The organism is Rhodopseudomonas palustris (assembly GCF_007005445.1).
Classification (GTDB): Bacteria; Pseudomonadota; Alphaproteobacteria; order Rhizobiales; family Xanthobacteraceae; genus Rhodopseudomonas; species Rhodopseudomonas palustris_G.
On the sequence record NZ_CP041387.1, the window covers coordinates 3,708,157 to 3,729,537 of the forward strand.

The window sequence follows — 21,381 nt, forward strand, 5'->3', positions numbered from 1 at the left end:
TCCCGGCGCGGCGGCTTATGCCGCACAGCGGAACTGGCGAATTGCCAAGCGCGATGCGCCTCTGCATAGTCGCGCGCAAACAAGACACTTCTACCGAGACAGTTCTGGGGGACTATCAACATGGCCGAGGCCGATCTCGACGCGATCATCCGGCAGCTCGCGAAACAGCAAACGAAGACGCTCACGGCCGTGGTGAAGAAACGCCGCGCCGCGCTGCTGGCGCGCGGCGCCAAGGCCAAGGATGCGACCGGCAAGGCGCAGGCCAAGGCGCTGGCGACCGTCGCCTATGAACTCGGACTGGCGGCGACAAAGCGGTTGCAGACCGCGGCCGACAACGCCGCCGATGCCTACGCCCGCGCGATGCGCAAGGCGGCCGAAGATGCCGCCGCGGCAGCGGCAGCCGCAGCGGCTGCCAAGTCCAAGGCGGCGGAGAAATCCAAAGCGGCGGACAAGACGGCGCCAAAGCCAGGGGCGAAGACCGCGGCCGACAAGCCCGCCGCGAAGCCGGCCAAGACCGGCGCGAAGAAGCGGGCCGCCAAGCAGGCCGGGCGCTGATCCTGATCGTGGCGGGGGGGCGGCTCGAATACGGCCGCCCCCTGCTATCAGCAGGCTATATCGCCCGTCAGCGCCGCGGCGATTTTGCGAATCAGATCTTCGTCGCGCAGGGCGTCTGTCGGGCGCCGTGCCGTTCGCGCCGGATCAGCGCCGATGACGGCCACTGCGGCGACAGCCATCGGCCCGCCGTCACCCTCGGACTTCTCCGAGGTCGCAGCAACCTGATTGCTCGATATCGACCGCGAGTATCCGAAAACTGCAGGAATGCCGGCAGAACTGTGGCGGTTCTGACCGACCGATGCCTGCCGAAAGGGCGATCCGGGTCCGCGAGACGAAATTTGTGCAACGCACAAAATTAGATTGCAATTAACTCTTAGTGTAACTAATCGAAGCGCACAGCGCAGCAAATCGCGAAGGGCACGGCATCGTCAGCGATGCCCAGGTGCCGCTGCTTGCATTGACACCCAACCTCGAACGGGATTGCCAAATGACAGAGCACAGTCTCTGGCGGTTCTCGCGCGCATTGCATCGCGCCCTCAACGACCGCCAGCAGGAAGACCTCGCTGCCATCCTCGACGACAACATCGACTGGGCGATCTACGGTCCGAGTGCGATGTTTCCCTTCTTCGGCGCCCGTCAGGGTAAGGTCGCGGTGCTGGAAGTCTGCCGGCAGATCGCCGACAGCGTGCGGATCTTTCGCTATCATCGCGAGTCGGTGATGCTCGGGGTCGACTTGGCCGCCTCGATGGTGCGCTACTCGCTCACCGCCGCCGGGACCAACCGGCCGATCAGCGTGCGGATGGCGCTGTTCACCCAATTCCACGACGGCCGGCTGACCAATCTGCGGATGGTGATCGACACCTTCGACCTGGTCGAACAGGCCCTCGGCCGCCCGATCCATCTGCCGAAGATCGCCTGAAACAATCGTCGGAGTTGTGGCGCTGCCGGCTTCTCCCCTGAGGCTGGCAGCCGCGTCGTTAATGGGACGTTGAGGATTGTCGCCGAAACACCGAGGCGGCGCCGCAGAACGGCCGCGATGCGGTCAAATTACACTGGAGTGATGCGGCGGCAGATTGCGTGCGGGGGATCCCCGCGCGGCGTGACGCTCAAACAGGGGACCAACCGAATGAACGCCATTCCTTCTGAAAAGATCGAGACGTCGGAAGCCGACGAAAACCTCGCCGCCGTCTCCGAAGTGGAAGCCGGTATCCGTGACTTCGTCCGCAACGACATCGCCTATCTGCGCCGGCCCTCGGCGACGACCTCGCCGGATGCTGCCGCAGCAACCTCCGGGCTGGCGCTCGACAGCACCGCGGAGGCCGCCGTCAACAACGTCAATTCGTTGATCCAGCGCGTCGCCGGCACCTCGCTCGGCGAGATCGAAAGCCTGATCGGCGAACTGGAAGCGCTGCGCGACCTGCTGCACGCCGAAGGTCAGCGGGTTCAGCGCGAGATCTCGAGCTATGCCCAGCTCAGCCAGGCGGCGATGAAGTCCACCCGGATGATCGCCGACAACGTCGCACAGTGGAAACGCACCGCCGACACGCTGCGTCACGGCTGATCCGGCCGCGATCCTGAGGATCGCCGGCCCTGAACGTCAAGACACGTCACGACAAGACCCGTCTTGAAACGACAAAAGCAGCCATCGCGAGGTGGCTGCTTTTCTTTTGCGACGGTTCGAATTGCGATTCGGATCGAAGCCGAAAAGGCCGGCGCGGCGGCCGGCCACCCGCGAGCTTCAGCTCAGCGGTCGGAGAACGTGGACGAGCTCGCCACCGGCGCGGGGTCGAGGCTGTAGGAGCCCACCGCGTAACCCTTCACGATCATTCCGGTGGTGATCATCACCGCGACCGTCACGGTCGCGAAGATCACGCCCACCCATTTCAGTCCAGCCTGGTCAGCCATTGTCTTGAATTTCCCTCAGCCCTGCGTTCGTCGACCGTGACGCTCGCAAGGTTCACAACTTGTTAATATCCCGAGCGTTCCGGAGCCGTCTCGCGGAAAAACCCCGCATTTGGTTAAAATGCCGGCGGTTGTGTCCCGTGCGCCTCACTCCGCATTCGGCCGACGCGGCACGAATGCCGTGGCGAGGAATGAGAACACCACCTCGCCGCGCTGATTGATCGCGGTGTTGCGGGCCTGCAAGATTCCCCATTGCGGACGCGAATCGGACGGCCGCAGATTCTCGATCTGCTTGTAGTAGGTGACGGTGTCGCCGGCCAGCACCGGCTTCAGCCAGCGCAGCTCGCGGAATCCCGGGGACGGACCGCCGGTCGCCACCAGCTCACCGCGCTTGGCGGCCTCCGCGGACTCGCGCTGGGCATCCGCGACCATCAGTTTCATACACACCGCGGCGACGTGCCAGCCGGACGCGGCGAGCCCGCCGAACAGCGAGTTCTTGCCGGCCTCCTCGTCGAGGTGGAACGGCTGCGGATCGAACTGCTGTGCGAAGGTCTTGATCGAGTCGGCCGTGAAGGTGAACGAGCCGACCTCGCGGCGTTCGCCGACCGTCATGTCTTCCAGGAAACGCATGGTGATCGCTATCCGTTGCTGCCGGCGGCGGCGGCGCGACGCTTGACGATGATCGGCGACACCATCTCGCTGAGCATCTGGCCGCGGCCGTTGCGCACATAGCACTTGAAGGTGACGATGCCGGTCTCCGGCCGGCTTTTCGACACCCGCGCCTCGATCACTTCGACATCGAGCAGCAGGTCGTCCCCGGGGCGCAGCGGCGACATCCAGCGCATCTCGTCGACGCCCGGCGAGCCGAGCGAGGCGGTGTCCTTGATGAAGCCGTCGTACATCATCCGCATCATCAGCGACGACAGATGCCAGCCCGAGGCCGACATGCCTTGCAGCATCGAGGCGTTGGCGGCGTGTTCGTCCAGATGCATCGGCTGCGGATCGTATTCCGAAGCAAAAGCGATGATCTCCTCGCGCGTGACGCGGCGAGGTCCGTAGCGGCCGAAGTGACCGGGGGCGAAGTTTTCGAAGAACAGGGCTGTCATGGCATTTGCTGGTGGGAGGCCTGATTGTGGCCGTTATTGCGGTCGATCACAACCCCATCATTCGGTTTGTTGGGGGAGACCACCGATGTTCAATTTTCGGGACCTGTTTCAATGGGACCGGTTCATCACGCCGACCATCATCAAGACCTTCTATTGGCTGGTGATCGCGATGATCGTGCTGCTCGGCATATCCGGCGTGTTTTCCGGGCTGGCGGCGATGGCGGTGAGCCCGTTCGGCGGTTTTCTCCTGGTGCTGTCCAGCCTCGCCTCGATCCTGGTCGGGATCGTGTTCTCGCGTATCGTCGCCGAGTTCGTGCTGATCGTGTTCCGCATCAACGAACACCTCGGCGCGATCCGCGACCAGCAGGGGTTCAGATAACAAAGTGACCGTCATTCCGGGGCGCGCGCAGCGCGAACCCGGAATCTGGAGATGATTTAAGACAGCACCGCAAAGAACGAGATTCCGGGTTCGCTCGCTGGCGCGAGCGCCCCGGAATGACTCGATGAGACGTCGCCGGAAGATCAGCCTTAGGTATTGAACCTGAAGTGCATCACGTCGCCGTCGGCGACGATGTATTCCTTGCCTTCCAGCCTGAGCTTGCCGCCGTCGCGGGCGCCGGCTTCGCCGCCGAGACGGATGTAGTCGTCATAGGCGATGGTCTCGGCGCGGATGAAGCCCTTCTCGAAATCGGTGTGAATCACGGCGGCGGCCTGCGGCGCCTTGGTGCCCTTGGTGATGGTCCAGGCGCGGGCTTCCTTGGGGCCGACCGTGAAATAGGTGATCAGGTGCAGCAGCTCGTAGCCGGCGCGGATCAGCCGGTCGAGACCGGCCTCGTGCAGGCCGAGCGTATCGAGGAAGTCGGTGCGCTCTTCCTTCGACAGCGTCGCGATCTCGGATTCGATCTTGGCCGAGATCACCACCGCGACCGCGCCTTCTTCCTTGGCGCGCGCCATCACCTGTTCGGAGAACTTGTTGCCTTCGGCGGCCGAGCCTTCCTCGACGTTGCAGACGTACAGAACCGGCTTCGAGGTGAGCAGGCCGAGCATCCGGAACGCACGTTCTTCCTCCGGCTTGCGCTCCAGGAAACGCGCCGGCTTGCCGTCGCGCAGCAGCGTCAGCGCGCGGGTGACCAGCTCGAGCTGCTCCTTGGAATCCTTGTCGCCGCCCTTGGCCTTCTTGGTCAGGTTGTCGACGCGCTTCTCCAGGCTCTCGAGATCGGCGAGCATCAGCTCGGTCTCGATGGTCTCGATATCGGCGAGCGGTGCGACCCGGCCCTCGACATGGGTGATATCGCCGTCCTCGAAGCAGCGCACCACATGCGCGATCGCATCGACCTCGCGGATGGTGGCGAGGAACTGGTTGCCGAGACCTTCACCCTTGGAGGCGCCCTTCACCAGGCCGGCGATGTCGACGAAGGTCAGCCGGGTGGGAATGATCTGCTGCGACTTGCCGACCTCGGCCAGCTTGTCGAGCCGCGGATCCGGCACCGCGACCTCGCCGACATTCGGCTCGATGGTGCAGAACGGATAGTTCGCCGCCTGCGCCGCCGCAGTCTCGGTCAGCGCGTTGAACAGCGTCGATTTGCCGACATTCGGCAGCCCGACGATCCCGCATTTGAAGCCCATGTCGTCCTCGATCCAGAGTTCGTCATGCCCGGCCTTGTGCCGGGCATCCACGCCTTACGGCGTTGCCGCTCGGCGAAGGCGTGGATGGCCGGGACAAGCCCGGCCATGACGGTGTGTTACTTGGCGACTTTGTCGCCCTTGTCGTTGTCGTAAAATCCCTTGGCCTGCATCGCCAGGTGCACCTTGTTGGCGAACGAGGCGTCCTTTCCGTTGGCGATCAGCCCGGCATTGTCTGCGGAGATCTCGCACAGAGCTTCGACCCACGGCCGCTCGCTCTTGGCGAAATCTCCGAGCACGTGATTGTGCACCAGCTCCTTCGCGCCCGGATGGCCGACGCCGAGACGGACGCGAAGATAATCGTTGCCGACATGGGCCGAGATCGAGCGCAGGCCGTTGTGTCCGGCGATGCCGCCGCCGACCTTCACGCGAACTTTCGCCGGCGGCAGTTCGATCTCGTCGTGAAACACCGCGATCTCGTCCTGCCCGATCTTGTAGAAGCCGGCGGCTTCCTGCACGGCGCGCCCGGAGTCGTTCATGTAGGTCGACGGCTTCAGCAGCGTGATGCGGATCCCGTCGAGCACGCCGTCGGCGGTCTCGCCCTGAAAACGACGGCGCCATGGCGAGAAGCCATGACGCCGTGCGATCTCGTCGATGACCATGAAGCCGATGTTGTGCCGGTTGTCCTGGTACTTCGTACCGGGATTGCCGAGCCCGACGAACAGCCGCATGACGCGGAACCCCGCGCCGGATTACTTCTTCTTGGCCGCCGGAGCCGCAGCCGCCGGAGCCTTGGCGGCAGCCGGAGCCTTCGCCGCAGCGGCCGGCGCGGCAGCGGCCGCAGGTGCGGCACCCGCCGCCGCCTTGTCGTCGTTGTAGCCCGACGGCGGCACGATGGTGACCAGCGTGACGTCCTCACGCGACACCGACTTGACGCCGGTCGGCAGCGCGATGTCCGACAGATGCAGCGACACGCCGATGTCGAGGTTCGACACGTCGGCTTCGATGAACTGCGGGATGTTGTCGGCCGGCGCTTCCAGGTCGACGGTGTGGGTGACGATGTTGAAGGTGCCGCCGCGCTTCACGCCCGGAGCGACTTCAAGACCCTTCAGGTGCAGCGGCACGCTGATGCGGATGGTCGCACCGGCGCCGAGCCGCAGGAAGTCGACGTGCAGCGGGAAGTCCTTCACCGGATCGAGGTGATAGTCGCGCGGGATGACGCGATGCTTCTGGCCGTCGAGGACGACGTCGAAAATCGTGGTCAGGAACCGGCCTGCCAAAATCCGCAGGCGAAGCTCTTTCTCTTCGACCGAGATCGGCAGCGGGGGCTGGTTGTCACCGTAGATCACTCCGGGCACGCGGCCGGCGCGACGCTCGGCCCGGGCGGCCCCCTTGCCGCTCTTCGGACGCGCGGTCGCCTTCAGTTCCAAGACGCTCGTCATCTGCTTAAGTCCTTGATCTGTAAAAAGTTAAAGGCCGCGAAGCGGCCCATTGCAGACGTCGCGGCAAGCCTCCAGGGGTGCGGGGGCCGCTGACGTGCCGGGGTTCTAGCCGCAAAGGCCGCAAATGACAAGGAAATCGCATTTTCCGAGCACGGCCTCATCCTGAAGAGCCCGGCGCCGCCCGCAACGCGGCGGCGGGGCGTCTCGAAGGATGCACCCGTGTGTCGGCTTGACCTCATTGGCCTTCATGGTTCGAGACGGCCGCTTCGCGGCCTCCTCACCATCAGGGACTCAAGCAGGCAAACTGGCGCCTGTCCGCCGTCCTTACGCCAGCGCCGTCGGGGGTTCGGAGCCGCCGCCCTGACGGGCTTCCAGCGCGGCGATCCGGGCTTTCAGCGCCTCGTTCTCTTCGCGGGTGAGGCGGACCATCTCCTTGAACGCCTCGAACTCCTCGCGCTTCACCAGATCGAGGTCGCGCAGGATCTTCTCGGCCTGGCTGCGCACCACCCCGTCGAGCTCGCGCTTGACGCCCTGCGCGGCGCCGGCGGCGTCGTTCATCAGGCGGCCGATCTCGTCGAAAAGCCGGTTGTTGGTCTGGGTCATGGTCGAGATCTCCGTCGCGCATCGTGCGCGGTTGCAGGCCGAACAGGCGTTGGCGGTGACAATGGCGATGGATCGGGCCTACTTCAAGGCCGCCTGACGCGCCCCGCGCCGGCCCGATCCAATGTGCCCCTCCTTGCGACGTTCGCACCCTCGTCGCAAGGTCGATTTAAGGATCGGTCGACAACTCCGGCGGCGCGCGCGGCGGCAATTGACGCTGTACCGTTGCGGGCTTTGGAGATAAGCCAAACCCACAATGCCATTCTTCGCCGTCGCCTTTCCCGTATTCGATCCGGTGGCCGTCGCGATCGGTCCGTTCGCGATCCGCTGGTACGCGCTGGCCTATATTGCCGGCATTGTGGTCGGCTGGCTGTACGCCCGCATCCTGATCAAGCGTCAGCGGCTGTGGGGCGGCCCGTCGCCGATCTCGCTGGAGGCGTTCGACGACTTCATCCTGTGGATCACCATCGGCATCATCCTCGGCGGCCGCGCCGGCTATGTGCTGTTCTACAATCTCGACTTCTTCATCCGGCATCCGGCGGAGATCTTCGAATTGTGGAAGGGCGGAATGTCGTTCCACGGCGGCTTCATTGGCTGCGTGCTGGCGGTCGTGCTGTTCGGATGGAAGCGCAAGGTGCCGATCCTGTCGCTCGGCGACATCACCTGCGCGGTCGGCCCGATCGGGCTGTTCCTCGGCCGCATCGCCAACTTCATCAACGGCGAATTGTGGGGCCGGCCGGCCGACGCCTCGGTGCCGTGGGCGATGGTGTTTCCCAATGCCGGGCCGCTGCCGCGGCATCCGAGCCAGCTTTATGAAGCCGGGCTCGAGGGCATCGCGCTGTTCATCGTGCTGGCGGTGATGATCCGCGCCGGCGCGTTGAAGCGGCCGGGCCTGATCATCGGCGCGTTCCTGGCTTTCTACGGCCTCGCCCGCATCACCGGCGAATTCTTCCGCGAGCCCGACCCGCAGCTCGGCTTCCTGTGGGGCGGCATGACCATGGGGATGCTGCTGTCTGTGCCGATGGTGATCGTCGGCATCGCGGTGATGATCACGACCTGGCGTCGCGGACGAGCGGCGGCGCCCCGGTCCGGCGAGGTGGCGTCATGATCGACCAGACTGCGCTCGCCACCGAGATCAAGCGGCTGATCAAGGCGGCCGGCCCGATGCCGGTGTGGCGCTACATGGAATTGTGCCTCAGCCATCCCGAGCACGGCTACTACGTCACCCGCGATCCGCTCGGCCGCGAAGGCGATTTCACCACTTCGCCCGAGATCAGCCAGATGTTCGGCGAACTGCTCGGGCTGTGGTCGGCTTCGGTGTGGAAGGCCGCCGACGAGCCGCAGACGCTGCGGCTGATCGAGATCGGACCCGGCCGCGGCACCATGATGGCCGACGCGCTGCGCGCGCTGCGGGTGCTGCCGATCCTGTACCAGTCGCTCAGCGTGCATCTGGTCGAGATCAATCCGGTGCTGCGCCAGAAGCAGCAGACCACGCTGGCCGGCATCCGCAACATCCACTGGCACGACAGCTTCGACGACGTGCCGGAAGGCCCCGCCGTCGTTCTCGCCAACGAATATTTCGACGTGCTGCCGATCCACCAGGCGACCAAGCGCGAGACCGGCTGGCACGAGCGGGTGATCGAGATCGGCCCGGCCGGCGAATTGGTGTTCGGCGTCGCCGCCGATCCGATCCCCGGTTTCGAGGCGCTGCTGCCGCCATTGGCGCGGCTGGCACCGCCCGGCGCGGTGTTCGAATGGCGGCCGGACGCCGAAATCCTCAAGATCGCCAGCCGGGTGCGCGACCAGGGCGGCGCCGCACTGATCATCGATTACGGCCATCTGCGCAGCGACGTCGGCGACACGTTCCAGGCGATCGCCAGCCACAGCTATGCCGATCCGCTGCAGCATCCCGGCCGCGCCGACCTCACCGCGCATGTCGATTTCGACGCGCTCGGCCGCGCCGCCGAAAGCGTCGGCGCCCGCGCCCATGGTCCGGTGACGCAGGGCACGTTCCTGAGGCGGCTCGGCATCGAAACCCGGGCGCTGTCGCTGATGGCGAAGGCGACGCCGCAGGTGTCGGAAGACATCGCCGGCGCGCTGCAGCGCCTGACCGGCGAAGGCCGCGGCGCAATGGGCTCGATGTTCAAGGTGATCGGGGTGTCCGATCCGAAGATCGAGACCCTGGTCGCGCTCAGCGACGACACCGATCGCGCCGCCGAGCGCCGGCAAGGGATCAGCGGATGATCATCACCTCGCCGCTGCTCGGGGCCGCGCCGGGCGTGCGTCACGCGTTCTTCACCCGCGAAGGCGGCGTATCCGAGGGGATCTATGCCGGGCTGAACGCCGGCGTCGGCTCGAACGACGACCCGGCCAAGGTTGCCGAGAACCGGCGGCGGATGGCAGCAGCGCTGGGGGTCGCGTCGGAGCATTTCCTCACCGTCCATCAGGTGCACTCGCCGGACGTGGCGGTGGCCGAGACGCCTTGGGCCGCGGCGAACCGGCCGAAGGCCGACGCCATCGTGACCCGGACGCCGGGTCTCGCGATCGGAGCCTCTGCGGCCGATTGCGGTCCGATCCTGTTCGCCGATCCGGCCGCGCGGGTGATCGGCGCCGCCCATGCCGGCTGGAAGGGCGCGCTGACCGGCGTGCTGGAATCCACCCTCGATGCGATGGAACGGCTCGGCGCCGCCCGCAGCCGCGTCGTCGCCGCGATCGGCCCGCTGATCCGGCAGCCGTCTTACGAGGTCGGCGACGAGTTCGTCGCCCGCTTCACCGCGGCCGATCCGGCCTACGCGGCCTTCTTCGCCGCAGCCGAACGCGCCGGCCACGCGATGTTCGACCTCGGCGGCTTCATCCGGATGCGGCTTCAGACCGCCGGCGTCGGGGCGATCGATGATCTCGGCATCGACACCTATCCGGACGAGCGATTCTTCTCCTATCGCCGTACCACGCATCGCAACGAGCCGGACTACGGCCGCCACGTCCATGCCATCGTGCTGGACACGGACGCCTGAGTGCCGCGCCTCCGGCAAGCGGCAATGATGAACGAGAATTAACCACGTTGGTTTACGCCCGAGCCCCCGGCAGTCGCGGCAATCGATTGAAAATTTTAGATAAATTTGATCCGGCCGGCGGCAAAGGGTTAACCTGGGACTCGCCCCGCCCTAGACCTTAATGCATTTTAACGATATCGCTTCCGTCGTTCGGCGGCCGCTGCGCCGCGCTTTCGACGGGACCCTGCATGTCGGCTCGCCTGCCCCGCCTGATCGCCTCGCGCACGACGCGCACCGCCCTTCTGCTCGCACTGCTCACCGGCCTCGCCGGCTGCGTCACCCAAGGCGGCCCCGGTGCCGGTCCGATGGCTTCGGCAGGCGGCAGCGGCGTCGCGTTCGAGTCGATCGACGGCCCGCCGCCGCAGGTGTTCGACCGCATGGTCGCGGTGCTCGACAGTGAATCCAAGCTGCGCCAGATCCCGGTGGTCTCTCGCGAGGGCGGCGCGGCCTATCGGGTCCGCAGCTATCTGTCGGCGCAGGTCCGCGGCAATCGCACCAACATCGCCTGGGTGTGGGACGTTTACGACCGCGACCAGCAGCGCGCGCTGCGGCTGTCCGGTGAGGAACCGGCCGGCAACGGCCGCGATGCATGGGCGCAGGCCGACGACGTGGTGCTGCGCCGGATCGCCCAGGCCGGCTTGACCGGGCTCGGCCGATTGGTGAACGGCGGGTTACCAGCCGAGCCGGCCGCGCCTTCGGCGACAGCGGCGAGCGGTCCGGCGATCGCGAGCGCCGAGCCGGCACCGGCGGCAAGCAGCGATGCGCCCTCCGCAGCCCTGAGTTACGCTGCACGCTGATTGCCGCAATTGCACGCGACATAGGTCGAATCCGCACCGGAAAACCGTCACGATGGGTTGCCATCGCTGGCGGGCGACTGATATCACCTCGCTCGCAAAACAGTCCGATTTCGCGAGTCAACCGATATGCTGAACGTAGTATCCACCGCGCCGAGGGGGGACGCGTCGATGTCGGGCAAGAACGGATCGGTCAAACTGGTCGCCGGCAATTCCAATCCGGCGCTGGCGCGCGACATCGCGCAGTGGCTGAACATGCCGCTGACCAAAGCCAGCGTCCGCCGCTTCGCCGACAATGAAGTGTTCGTCGAGATTCAGGAGAACGTCCGCGGCTCGGACGTTTTCATCATCCAGTCGACCTCGTTTCCGGCGAACGACCACCTGATGGAACTCCTGATCATCACCGACGCGCTGCGCCGTGCCTCGGCGCGCCGCATCACCGCGGTGATCCCGTATTTCGGCTACGCCCGGCAGGACCGCAAGGCAGGCCCGCGCACGCCGATCTCGGCCAAGCTGGTCGCCAATCTGATCACCCATGCCGGCGCCGACCGGGTGATGACGCTGGACCTGCACGCCGGCCAGATCCAGGGCTTCTTCGACATTCCGACCGACAACCTCTACGCCTCGCCGGTGATGGTGCGCGACATCAAGGAGCGCTTCGACCTGTCGAAGGTGATGGTGGTGTCGCCCGACGTCGGCGGCGTGGTCCGCGCCCGCGGTCTCGCCAAACGCATCAACGCGCCGCTGGCGATCATCGACAAGCGCCGCGAACGCGCCGGCGAATCCGAAGTGATGAACGTGATCGGCGAAGTCGCCGGCTACACCTGCATCCTGCTCGACGACATCGTCGATTCCGGCGGCACCCTGGTCAACGCGGCCGAAGCGCTGCTGGCCAACGGCGCCACCGACGTCTATGCCTACATCACCCACGGCGTGCTATCCGGCGGCGCCTGCGCCCGCATCACCAATTCCAAGCTCAAGGAACTGGTGATCACCGACTCGATCCAGCCGACCGAAGGCGTCTGCAAGGCGCCGAACATCCGCACCATCTCCATCGCCTCCCTGATCGCCGAAGCGATCGGCCGCACCGCGGCGGAAGAGTCGGTGTCGAGCCTGTTCGACTAAGTTTCCCTGATCTCCGTCGTCATTCGACGCAATCAGCGTCTCTTTTGTCATTCCGGGCGCGCGAGTAGAGCTCGCGAACCCGGAATCTCTTAATCGACAAGAACGTCGTCATTCCGGGGCGCTCACGAAGTGAGCGAACCCGGAATCTCGACGTTCGAGGCACCAGCGATATTTCAACAATCTCTGGATTCCGGGTTCGCGAGCTTCGCTCGCGCCCCGGAATGACGGAGTCATTCGACCACACGATCCCGCGACTACACGATCCCCGCCGCGACCTGGCCGCGCAGGCGTTCGAGGCTGAGCAGAGTGTCGGCGCAGGCGTGGGCGAGTTCGGCGCCCTTGGCGGCGAAATGCTGGGTGAAGCGCTCGGCTTGCGGCGCGTCGCGATCGAAGCCTTGCGGCGTCGCCACCGCGGAGAACACCGGCACCTCGGTGCGCAATTGCACCTCCATCAACGCCTCGATCACCGTCGGCGCGACGAAGCCGGTCAGCCCGTCGTCGACCACGAGGCCGGCGGCGACGATCGCGGTATAGCGCCGGGTCTTCGCCAGGAGCTGCACATGCAGCGGAATTTCGAACGAGCCCGGCACCTCGAACAGATCGACCTGCGAAGCGGGGATGCCGCGCACGACGATCTCGCGCTCGAACGACTCCCAGCAAGCGCCGACCACGTCGCGATGCCACGACGATTGCACGAAGGCGACGCGCTGCGGCTTGGCGAAGCGCGGATAGGTCCGTTCGGCCGGCGGCGGAGCCGTTTCGGCGGGATCGGTCACGGTGTCGGTCATCGGCAGGCTCGCTCGGCTGTGATCTGAAGGTCGGCCCAGGCTACCAGCGGGCGCGCACGAATCAAAGTTGCGGCTGCGTCGAAAGACTCGTGTGGAGCGAATTCCGCGCGCCGGACTCGGACCACGCGAATCCGATTCCGTTTTGTTCTCGCCCTGCTCGCTCGGCTGTGGACGGGTTACTCTTTGGTTGTGGAATTGGCGAAGCCCGGCATTGCACGGATTCCGCAAATCACATCATTTCATCCCTGCAACCTCGGTTCGTCCGGACTAATCCTTCCGGCACGAGCACGGGTACAGGCGCGTACCGGCCTGCCTCATGCGTATCAGCATAATCCAACGTAAGGTCGAGACGGCATGCCCTTGCTCGAAGGCATCATCGATTCACGAAATAATCCGCTCGCGGTCGTCGAAGACATCGCAGCGTCGAACGACCTCGCCTTCGAGCGCTCCGGCGAGGACGAAATCACCATCGTCGCCAAGGGCCAGTGGACCGACTACACGCTGTCGTTCACCTGGATGCACGAGATCGAAGCGCTGCATCTGGCCTGCGCCTTCGACATGAAGGTGCCGGCCGCACGCCGCACCGAGACGCTGCGGCTGATCGCAGCGGTCAACGAACAGCTCTGGGTCGGTCATTTCGACGTGTGGAATCACACCGGCACCGTGATGTACCGTCAGGCGCTGGTGCTGCCGGGCGGGCTCGCCGCCACCGAAGCGCAGTGCGAGACCATGCTGATCAGCGCCATCCACGCCTGCGAGCGCTACTACCCGGCGATCCAGTTCACGGTGTGGGCCGGCAAGACCGCCGCCGAAGCGATGAGCGCGGCGATGTTCGACACTCAGGGCGAGGCCTGACGGCTCCCTGCTCGATTTCTCCGTCATTGCGAGAAGGCAAAGCCGACCAAGCGCTCCGTGCACTGATCCTCTGGATGCTTCGCCTTCGGCTCGCAATGACGTGGAGAGGCCACTTGCGCGTTTCGGCCCTTGTGAGCGCTGCCGCCTTCTCCTAGAACGCTGACCGGATGACGCCGCCGCCTGCGGCGCCGATGGATGCGCGCGATGACCACTTCCTCGAAGTCTCCCCTGCAACAGCTCGGCGGCACGGTGGTGCTGGCCGGCGCCGGCAAAATGGGCGGCGCGCTGCTCACCGGCTGGCTGGCGCAGGGACTGGACGGCGGCGACGTGGTGGTGATCGAACCGCATCCCACCGACGACATCGCCGCGCTGAGCGCGCGCGGCGTCCGCCTCAATGCCTCCGCCAGCGACGTCGGCGCGGTGTCGACGCTGGTGGTCGCCGTCAAGCCGCAGATGTTCGCCGACGCCGCCGCAGCGCTGCGCGGCTATGTCGGGCCGTCGACCCTGGTGGTATCGATCATGGCCGGCAAGCCGATCGCGGCGCTCTCCGAGCAGCTCGGCGGCCACGTCGTCCGCGCCATGCCGAACACGCCGGCCGCGATCGGCCGCGGCATCACCGTCGCGGTCGCGGCCTCTAGCGTCACCCCCGCGCAGCGCGGCACTGCCGATGCGCTGCTGCGTGCCACCGGCGGCGTCGAGTGGGTCGAGGACGAGGCCCTGATCGATGCCGTGACAGCGGTGTCCGGCTCGGGCCCGGCTTACGTGTTCCTGCTCGCCGAAGAACTCGCCCGCGCTGGCGTCGAAGCGGGCCTGCCGGAAGAGCTCGCGATGACGCTGGCGCGCGCCACCGTCGCCGGCTCCGGCGAGCTGCTGCACCGCTCCGACCTCGACGCCGCAACGCTGCGCAAGAACGTCACCTCCCCCGGCGGCACCACCGCTGCGGCGCTGGAGGTGCTGATGGCGGAGGACGGCTTCCGCCCGCTGCTGACCCGCGCGGTGGCGGCGGCGACGAAGCGGTCGAAGGAATTGGCGAAGTAAGCAGAATACCGACGTCATGCGCGGGCTTGACCCGCGCATCCATCGCGCGCAAGCGCGCGCTCAGATGCAGCAGCATTCCGCGAAGAGGATGGATCGCCGGGTCGAGCCCGGCGATGACGCTTCGTTAAACACACCCACGTCATCGCCCGGCTCGTCCGGGCGACCCAGTATTCCAGAGCGCTCGTGTGAAATAACTGGCGCTCTGGAATACTGGATCACCCGCATGCGCGGGTGATGACGATTGAGGATGGAGAGACGCCGCGAACGACACGAATACAACTACACCGGCACCCGCACGATCGCCCGCAGGCCGCCCATCGGGCTGTCGCCGAGGGTGATGTCGCCGCCGTGCGAGCGGGCGATGTCGCGGGCGATGGCGAGGCCGAGGCCGGTGCCGCCTTCGTCCTGGTTGCGGGCATCGTCGAGCCGCAGGAACGGCTTGAACACTTCCTCGCGCATCGCCGTCGGAATCCCCGGACCGTCGTCGTCGATGGTCACCGTCAGATAACGGTGATCGCGCTGCCCGGTGATGGCGATGGTGTGGGCGTGGCGAGCGGCGTTCGACACCAGATTGGCGAGGCAGCGCTTGAACGAGGCCGGCTTCACCGTGACCACCGGCTGGCCGCTGAAGGCGACGCTGACGACGTGGCCGTGGCGCTCGGCGTCGGAGCGCAGCTCCTCCAGCGCCGCCACCATGTCGGTCGGCTGCGACTGCTCGCCGCTGTCGCCGCGCGCGAACGCCAGATACGCCTCGAGCATCGCCGACATTTCGTCGACATCCTTGCGCATCCCCTCGGTCTCGGGCGCGTCGCCGATCAGTTCGAGTTCGAGCTTGAAGCGAGTCAGGATGGTGCGCAGATCGTGGCTGACGCCGGCCAGCATCGCGGTGCGCTGCTCGATCGAGCGCTCGACGCGGGCCTTCATCTCGATGAACGCATAGGCGGCGCGCCGCACCTCGCGGGCGCCGCGCGGCCGGAAGTTCGGCACGTCGCGGCCCTTGCCGAAGCTCTCGGCGGCGTCGGCGAGCCGCAGCACCGGCCGGATCTGATTGCGCAGGAACAGCACCGCGACGATCAGCAGCACCGTCGATGTACCGACCATCCATAGCAGGAAGATTTCGGAGTTCGACGCGTAGGCGGCGCTGCGCAGCGCGAACACCCGCATCACCGCGTCGTCGAGCTGGATGCGGATCTCGACCAGGCTGGAGCGGCCGACAGTATCGATCCAGAACGGCCGGGCGATCTGCCGGCTGATCTGCTTGCTGATCGACTGATCGAGCAGCGAGAAGAACGGCTTCGGCCCGGGCGGCGGCATTTCGCCGGGGCCGAGGAAGTCGACGACGAGCCCGAGCCGGGTCTGCGCGATCCGCCGCAGCACCGCGCGGTCCTTGTCCTGCGGATAGCTCTTGTAGACGTCGATCAGCGTCGCGATGTCCTGCACCACCGCCGCCGACAGCCGCTGCGTCACCGTGTTCCAGTGCCGCTCCATGAACACGAAGGCGATCACCGACTGCAGCAGCACCATCGGCACGATGATGATCAAGAGCGCGCGGGCATACAGCCCCTTCGGCATGAAGTCGTTGAAGCGCTGCCCTAAGTAACCGTTGGCCGCCGACACCCGCCGCGTCGCGGAGCGGATCAGCGTCAGCCCGGTGTCGAGCGTGCTCATGACGAAGGCCGCCCAAATGCGCGAGCGCTTTCCCTTTCAGCGCCGACGCTGAAAGCAAAGCACCCGCCCCCAGCATGGCGAGCTCCCTCACCCCGCCCTTGCGGGGAGAGGTTGCACGGTGCCTGGGGCAAAGCTCTGCTCATCACCAAACTAATCAGGCCCTACGGCGCCGCCACCAGGCGGTAGCCGATGCCGCGGACGGCTTGCAGGAATAGCGGGTTGGCTGGATCGCGCTCGATCTTGCGGCGGAGGCGGTTGATCTGGACGTCGACCGCGCGCTCATTGGCATTACCGGCGCCGCTGAGATCGCCGCGCGGCACCGTCTCGCCGGGCGCCGCGGCCAGCATCCGCAGCATGTCACGCTCGCGGTCGGTCAAATGGACGATCTCGTCGCCCTGGCGCAGTTCGCCGCGCTCGATGTGAAACACGTAAGGCCCGAACGCCACCGTCTCGGCCTTGGCGGCCGGCGCCGGCGCGGTGCGCTTGAGGATATTGCCGATCCGCAGCAGCAATTCGCGCGGCTCGAACGGCTTGGCGACGTAGTCATCGGCGCCGATCTGCAGCCCTTCAATCCGGCTCTCCGCCTCGTGCCGGGCGGTGAGCATCACGATCGGCACGTCGGAGGTCTGGCGGATCGAGCGGGCGAGATCGAAGCCGGTCTCGCCCGGCATCATCACGTCGAGGATCAAGAGGTCGAAGTCGAGCCCCGCCAGCTTGGCGCGGGCGTCGCGCACGCTCTGCGCGGTGGTGACGCGGTAGCCCTCGGAGGCGAGAAACCGCGACAGCAGATCGCGGATCCGGCGGTCGTCGTCGACCAGCAGCAGATGCGGCGCATCGTCGGCGGGGCGGACCGGTTTCTTCGCCAGTGCTGCGAGCTGGATCACGTCACGTCCTTTGCGCTGGCGCCGCCGTGCAGGATGGTCTGGAGCACCTTGTCCGGATCGTCCCGATCGATCATGGCGCGGAGGAATTTGCCGACCGCCTCGGCGCCGGCGGGCGGAAGATCGCGCAGCGCGCGGTCGATCCGCTCGGTCTGCAGCCGGGCCAGTTTCTCCACCAGCGCCTCGCCCTTTGCGGTGGCGAAAAGAAGGCGCTGGCGGCGGTCGCTGTCGCCGGCCTTCTGCACGATGTAGCCCTCGTCCAGGAGCTGCTTCAGCACCCGGCTGAGAGACTGCTTGGTGATCCGGAGCACGTCGAGCAGATCCGCCACCGTCAGGCCGGGATAGCGGCAGACGAAATGCACCACGCGGTGGTGGGCGCGGCCGAAGCCGAACGCCTCCAGCACATGGTCGGCGTCGCCGACGAAGTCGCGATAGGCGAAGAACAGCAGCTCGATAATGTCCCAGCGCGGCGGATGCGGGTCCGCACCGGACGCAGTCTCCGCGGGGATGTCGGCGGTCGGCCGAACCATCTCGTTGAAATTTATGTCAGCCATGTTGACATATCAGGTCTTTATGTTACAAAACCGCCGACCAAGACGAAATATTCGACTATTCCGCTTGCGACCCGCGCCCGTGCAGTCCGATAAAGGAAAGCTGCCCGGCGGCCTGCATGCGATGGTCGGACGGCTCGGCCGAAACATTAGCGGAGTTCGGCAATTCCGCCAAAGACATCTCCCGGCGATGCGCCGGGACCGATAACCACCCTATGCGGCCGGCTTCGCAGCGGGATCCGCCACAACCACGGCCACCCGCAGGCGCGCCGGTCCAGGAGAAGATCGATGGGAGTTTCGTTCGACAAGATCGACGGCTCGCTCTGGCTGAACTTTGACATCCAGCCCTCGGCGAACCCGACCCCCGACAAGGAACGCGACGCGAAGCTGGAAAATCTCGGCTTCGGCCGGGTCTTCACCGACCACATGGCGATCGTGCGCTACGACCAGACCCACGGCTGGCACGGCGCCCGCATCGAGTCGCGCTCGAACTTCCCGCTCGATCCGGCTCACGCCGTGCTGCACTACGCGCAGGAGATTTTCGAGGGTCTCAAGGCCTACAAGCGCGACGACGGCGGCGTGAACCTGTTCCGCCCCGACGCCAATGCGCGCCGCTTCCGCGACAGCGCCGACCGCATGGCGATGGCGCAGCTTCCCGAGCAGGTGTTCATCGAGGCGATCGAGCAACTGGTGAAGATCGACCGCAACTGGATTCCGGGCGGCGAAGGCAGCCTGTATCTGCGGCCGTTCATGATCGCCAGCGAGATCTTCCTCGGCGTCAAGCCGTCGGCGGAGTACATCTTCGCGGTGATCGCCTCGCCGGTCGGCTCCTACTTCAAGGGCGGCCCGGCCCCGGTGTCGATCTGGGTCTCGGAGAATTACACCCGTGCGGCGGTCGGCGGCACCGGCGGCGTCAAATGCGGCGGCAACTACGCGGCGTCTTTGCGCGCCCAGGCCGAGGCGATCGAGCGCGGCTGCGACCAGGTGGTGTTTCTCGACGCGCTCGAGCGCCGCTACGTCGAAGAACTCGGCGGCATGAACGTGTTCTTCGTGTTCGACGACGGCTCGCTGTCGACGCCGCCGCTCGGCACCATCCTGCCCGGCATCACCCGCGACTCGATCATCACCCTGGCGCGCGCCGCCGGCCGCACCGTGCGCGAGGAGCCGTACACCATCGAGCAGTGGCGCGCCGATGCGGCGAGCGGCAAGCTGAAGGAAGCGTTCGCCTGCGGCACCGCCGCGGTGATCTCGCCGATCGGCAAGGTGTGCTCCAACCACGGTGACTTCACCATCGGCGGCGGCCAGGCCGGCGAAGTGGCGATGGGCCTGCGCAAACAGCTCGTCGACATCCAATACGGCCGCGCCGAAGACAAGCACGGCTGGATCAAGAAGGTGTTCTGAGGGTCTATTAGTTAGGGCACCACTCTCACCACGAGTCATTCCGGGGCGCTCGCGCCAGCGGGCGAACCCGGAATCTCGCTCCGCAGAACATATCGAGATTCCGGGTTCGCGAGCTCCGCTCGCGCCCCGGAATGACGGAGCCAATTACCTCCGCCCGAACAGCTTCTCGATGTCGGTCAGCGTCAGTTCGACATAGGTCGGGCGGCCGTGGTTGCATTGGCCGGAATTCGGCGTCGCTTCCATCTCACGCAGCAGCGCGTTCATTTCCTCGGGCTTGAGTACGCGCCCGGCCCGCACCGAGCCGTGGCAGGCCATGGTGGCGGCGACGTGCATCAGGCGGCGTTCCAGCGGCAGCGCTTCGTCCCATTCGGCCATGTGTTCGGCGAGATCGCGGAGCAGACCGCCGGCATCGGTCTTGCCGAGCAGCGACGGCGTTTCGCGCACCGCCACCGCGCCGGGGCCGAAGCTCTCGATGACGAGGCCGAACTTCGCCAGTTCCTCGCCGCGCGCCACGAGACGCTCGACCGTCGCCTCGTCCATCTCGACGATGTCGGGGATCAGCAGGATCTGGCGCTGCACGCCGTTGGCTTCGAGCGACGCCTTCAGCCGCTCATAGACGATGCGCTCGTGCGCCGCGTGCTGATCGATCACGATCAGGCCATCGCGGGTTTGCGACACGATGTAGGTCTCGTGGATCTGCGTGCGCGCAGCACCGAGCGGACGGTCGAGCAGATCCGGCGTCACCTCCTGCGGACGAATGTCGGCGCTCGGCGCGCCGACATCGAACGCCGCCTGCGCCCGCTCGGCGAACGACGGCGCCGCGCTGCCGCCGACCGGATAGGACGGCGAAGTCCGCCAGTCCCAATTCGCCGGCGGCATAGAAGCAGGACGGAAGGTCGAGATCACGCTGCCGGCGCTGTTGGCCGCGGTACGGCGTCCTTCGCGCGCCAGACCTTCCTTCAACGCGTGCACGATCAGCGCGCGGACCAGGCCGGCATTGCGGAAACGCACCTCGGTCTTGGCCGGATGCACGTTGGCGTCGACCTCGCGGCTATCCAACGTGACGAACAACGCCACCACCGGATGGCGGTCGCGCGGCAAGTAATCCGAATACGCGGCGCGCACGGCCCCCAAGATCAGCTTGTCGCGCACCGGGCGGCCGTTGACGAACAGATACTGGCCGAGCGCATTGGCGCGGGTCAGCGACGGCGCCGCGGCGAAGCCTTCGACCACCACGCCCTCGCGCTCGGCGCGGACCTCGATGGCATTGGCGCGGAAGTCGGCGCCGAGAATGTCGCCGAGCCGGATCAATTGCCCCGGCGCGCCGGGCAGCGCCGCTGCCCAGGTCACCGGCGCGCGCTCTTCGCCGGCGAGCGTGAAGGCGACGTCGGGTCGCGCCATCGCCAGCCGCCGCACCACCTCGCGGATCGCCTCGGCCTCGGTGCGATCGGTCTTGAGAAACTTCAGCCGCGCCGGCGTTGCAAAGAACAGATCGGCGACTTCGACGCGGGTGCCCTGGCTCAGCGCGGCCGGAGCGATCGGGGTCTTGTCGCCACCCTCGACCCGCATCGCCCAGGCGTGCGGCTCGCTGGCATGGCGCGTGGTGATCGACAACCGCGCCACCGCGCCGATCGACGGCAGCGCTTCGCCGCGAAACCCGAGGGTGCGGATCGCCAGCAAATCCTCGTCGTCGAGCTTCGACGTCGCATGGCGATCGACCGCGAGCGCGAGATCCGCCGCCGTCATGCCCGAGCCGTCGTCGGCGATCACGATCTTCCGTCGCCCGCCGCCGTCCGAAAAGATGTCGATCCGGCTGGCGCCGGCGTCGATCGCGTTCTCGACCAGCTCCTTCACCACGCTCGCCGGCCGCTCCACCACCTCGCCGGCAGCGATGCGGTTGACGATGGTTTCGGGAAGCTGGCGGACGGGCATGCGGCGACTCGGTTGGCAGAGCGCGGACTTTAGGGGAGCGAAGGAGGAATTGCGACGCTAGCGCTGC

Annotated in this window: 25 protein-coding genes; 12 read left to right on the forward strand and 13 right to left on the reverse strand. The window is 66.5% G+C overall.

The genetic code is table 11. From position 1 onward, the window contains the following. Window positions 1-120: 120 nt before the first annotated feature. Entirely contained in the window at window positions 121-555 is a 435-nt protein-coding gene (locus tag FLL57_RS16990) for a hypothetical protein (RefSeq protein ID WP_142883493.1), read from the forward strand. Between the two features lie 47 nt (window positions 556-602). Here FLL57_RS16990 and FLL57_RS23630 read toward each other — a convergent pair whose 3' ends face one another. Further along, window positions 603-734, reverse strand: a complete 132-nt coding sequence (locus tag FLL57_RS23630) for a hypothetical protein (protein WP_283805250.1) — start codon at window positions 732-734, stop codon at window positions 603-605. A 308-nt stretch (window positions 735-1,042) separates the two neighbouring features. Here FLL57_RS23630 and FLL57_RS16995 point away from each other — a divergent pair, with 308 nt between their 5' ends. Continuing rightward, window positions 1,043-1,474, forward strand: coding sequence for a nuclear transport factor 2 family protein (locus FLL57_RS16995; protein ID WP_142883494.1), 432 nt, complete (start codon window positions 1,043-1,045; stop codon window positions 1,472-1,474). A 207-nt stretch (window positions 1,475-1,681) separates the two neighbouring features. Next, the gene (locus FLL57_RS17000; RefSeq protein WP_013504218.1) at window positions 1,682-2,116 is read left to right on the forward strand and encodes a hypothetical protein; all 435 of its coding nucleotides are present in this window, start codon (window positions 1,682-1,684) and stop codon (window positions 2,114-2,116) included. Window positions 2,117-2,298: 182 nt separating this feature from the next. Here the strand turns inward: FLL57_RS17000 and FLL57_RS23390 are convergent, their stop codons facing one another. The 3 genes from FLL57_RS23390 to FLL57_RS17010 all read right to left on the reverse strand — a co-directional run bounded on the left by FLL57_RS23390 (window position 2,299) and on the right by FLL57_RS17010 (window position 3,563). Beyond that, on the reverse strand, window positions 2,299-2,460 hold the full coding sequence (locus tag FLL57_RS23390; RefSeq protein ID WP_013504219.1) for a hypothetical protein: 162 nt from the start codon (window positions 2,458-2,460) through the stop codon (window positions 2,299-2,301). 144 nt (window positions 2,461-2,604) lie between these two features. Continuing rightward, a complete protein-coding gene (locus FLL57_RS17005) occupies window positions 2,605-3,087 on the reverse strand; it encodes a MaoC family dehydratase (RefSeq protein WP_142883495.1) in 483 nt (160 codons plus the stop codon). A gap of 8 nt (window positions 3,088-3,095) precedes the next feature. Continuing rightward, window positions 3,096-3,563, reverse strand: coding sequence for a MaoC family dehydratase (locus tag FLL57_RS17010; RefSeq protein WP_013504221.1), 468 nt, complete (start codon window positions 3,561-3,563; stop codon window positions 3,096-3,098). A gap of 85 nt (window positions 3,564-3,648) precedes the next feature. Here FLL57_RS17010 and FLL57_RS17015 point away from each other — a divergent pair, with 85 nt between their 5' ends. Beyond that, window positions 3,649-3,942 (forward strand): DUF4282 domain-containing protein, encoded by a 294-nt coding sequence (locus FLL57_RS17015; RefSeq protein ID WP_142883496.1) that lies wholly within the window; start codon window positions 3,649-3,651, stop codon window positions 3,940-3,942. A 149-nt stretch (window positions 3,943-4,091) separates the two neighbouring features. Here FLL57_RS17015 and ychF read toward each other — a convergent pair whose 3' ends face one another. From ychF to FLL57_RS17035, 4 genes are all read right to left on the reverse strand, one after another. Continuing rightward, on the reverse strand, window positions 4,092-5,189 hold the full coding sequence (gene ychF / locus FLL57_RS17020; RefSeq protein WP_013504223.1) for a redox-regulated ATPase YchF: 1,098 nt from the start codon (window positions 5,187-5,189) through the stop codon (window positions 4,092-4,094). A gap of 116 nt (window positions 5,190-5,305) precedes the next feature. Continuing rightward, window positions 5,306-5,917 carry an aminoacyl-tRNA hydrolase gene (gene pth, locus FLL57_RS17025; RefSeq protein ID WP_013504224.1) on the reverse strand — a complete coding sequence of 204 codons (612 nt, stop codon included), beginning with the start codon at window positions 5,915-5,917 and terminating at the stop codon, window positions 5,306-5,308. A gap of 21 nt (window positions 5,918-5,938) precedes the next feature. Next, entirely contained in the window at window positions 5,939-6,628 is a 690-nt protein-coding gene (locus tag FLL57_RS17030; RefSeq protein ID WP_047308744.1) for a 50S ribosomal protein L25/general stress protein Ctc, read from the reverse strand. Between the two features lie 324 nt (window positions 6,629-6,952). Next, window positions 6,953-7,231 carry an accessory factor UbiK family protein gene (locus FLL57_RS17035; protein WP_142883497.1) on the reverse strand — a complete coding sequence of 93 codons (279 nt, stop codon included), beginning with the start codon at window positions 7,229-7,231 and terminating at the stop codon, window positions 6,953-6,955. Window positions 7,232-7,484: 253 nt separating this feature from the next. On the opposite strand from FLL57_RS17035, the gene lgt reads away from it, so the two are divergent. The 5 genes from lgt (at window position 7,485) to FLL57_RS17060 (ending at window position 12,200) form a co-directional block, all read left to right on the forward strand. After that, window positions 7,485-8,336 carry a prolipoprotein diacylglyceryl transferase gene (lgt, locus tag FLL57_RS17040; RefSeq protein WP_142883498.1) on the forward strand — a complete coding sequence of 284 codons (852 nt, stop codon included), beginning with the start codon at window positions 7,485-7,487 and terminating at the stop codon, window positions 8,334-8,336. After that, complete coding sequence (locus FLL57_RS17045) at window positions 8,333-9,472, forward strand: class I SAM-dependent methyltransferase (RefSeq protein ID WP_142883499.1); 1,140 nt, start codon at window positions 8,333-8,335, stop codon at window positions 9,470-9,472. Before lgt ends, FLL57_RS17045 begins: the two co-directional genes overlap by 4 nt. Beyond that, a complete protein-coding gene (gene pgeF / locus FLL57_RS17050; protein ID WP_142883500.1) occupies window positions 9,469-10,242 on the forward strand; it encodes a peptidoglycan editing factor PgeF in 774 nt (257 codons plus the stop codon). The genes FLL57_RS17045 and pgeF overlap by 4 nt, the downstream gene beginning before the upstream one ends. A gap of 227 nt (window positions 10,243-10,469) precedes the next feature. Further along, window positions 10,470-11,078, forward strand: coding sequence for a hypothetical protein (locus tag FLL57_RS17055; protein ID WP_142883501.1), 609 nt, complete (start codon window positions 10,470-10,472; stop codon window positions 11,076-11,078). Between the two features lie 168 nt (window positions 11,079-11,246). Then, window positions 11,247-12,200 (forward strand): ribose-phosphate pyrophosphokinase, encoded by a 954-nt coding sequence (locus FLL57_RS17060; RefSeq protein WP_041807523.1) that lies wholly within the window; start codon window positions 11,247-11,249, stop codon window positions 12,198-12,200. A 254-nt stretch (window positions 12,201-12,454) separates the two neighbouring features. On the opposite strand, the gene FLL57_RS17065 is transcribed toward FLL57_RS17060, so the two are convergent. Next, on the reverse strand, window positions 12,455-12,988 hold the full coding sequence (locus FLL57_RS17065; RefSeq protein ID WP_047308105.1) for a 6,7-dimethyl-8-ribityllumazine synthase: 534 nt from the start codon (window positions 12,986-12,988) through the stop codon (window positions 12,455-12,457). Between the two features lie 354 nt (window positions 12,989-13,342). Between FLL57_RS17065 and FLL57_RS17070 the strand changes: the two genes are divergently transcribed. Both FLL57_RS17070 and proC read left to right on the forward strand, forming a co-directional pair. Next, window positions 13,343-13,843 (forward strand): YbjN domain-containing protein, encoded by a 501-nt coding sequence (locus FLL57_RS17070; protein WP_013504232.1) that lies wholly within the window; start codon window positions 13,343-13,345, stop codon window positions 13,841-13,843. A 204-nt stretch (window positions 13,844-14,047) separates the two neighbouring features. Continuing rightward, window positions 14,048-14,881, forward strand: coding sequence for a pyrroline-5-carboxylate reductase (proC, locus tag FLL57_RS17075; RefSeq protein WP_425327007.1), 834 nt, complete (start codon window positions 14,048-14,050; stop codon window positions 14,879-14,881). 279 nt (window positions 14,882-15,160) lie between these two features. On the opposite strand, the gene FLL57_RS17080 is transcribed toward proC, so the two are convergent. From FLL57_RS17080 to FLL57_RS17090, 3 genes are all read right to left on the reverse strand, one after another. Continuing rightward, window positions 15,161-16,549 carry an ATP-binding protein gene (locus tag FLL57_RS17080; protein ID WP_142883502.1) on the reverse strand — a complete coding sequence of 463 codons (1,389 nt, stop codon included), beginning with the start codon at window positions 16,547-16,549 and terminating at the stop codon, window positions 15,161-15,163. Between the two features lie 161 nt (window positions 16,550-16,710). Continuing rightward, window positions 16,711-17,433: a response regulator gene (locus tag FLL57_RS17085; RefSeq protein ID WP_142883503.1), complete on the reverse strand. Its 723-nt coding sequence runs from the start codon at window positions 17,431-17,433 to the stop codon at window positions 16,711-16,713. Beyond that, window positions 17,430-17,984 (reverse strand): MarR family winged helix-turn-helix transcriptional regulator, encoded by a 555-nt coding sequence (locus FLL57_RS17090; RefSeq protein WP_013504236.1) that lies wholly within the window; start codon window positions 17,982-17,984, stop codon window positions 17,430-17,432. Before FLL57_RS17090 ends, FLL57_RS17085 begins: the two co-directional genes overlap by 4 nt. Window positions 17,985-18,269: 285 nt before the next feature. On the opposite strand from FLL57_RS17090, the gene FLL57_RS17095 reads away from it, so the two are divergent. After that, window positions 18,270-19,382: a branched-chain amino acid aminotransferase gene (locus tag FLL57_RS17095; RefSeq protein ID WP_142883504.1), complete on the forward strand. Its 1,113-nt coding sequence runs from the start codon at window positions 18,270-18,272 to the stop codon at window positions 19,380-19,382. A 144-nt stretch (window positions 19,383-19,526) separates the two neighbouring features. On the opposite strand, the gene mutL is transcribed toward FLL57_RS17095, so the two are convergent. Then, window positions 19,527-21,314, reverse strand: a complete 1,788-nt coding sequence (gene mutL / locus FLL57_RS17100) for a DNA mismatch repair endonuclease MutL (protein WP_142883505.1) — start codon at window positions 21,312-21,314, stop codon at window positions 19,527-19,529. Between the last annotated feature and the right edge of the window lie 67 nt (window positions 21,315-21,381).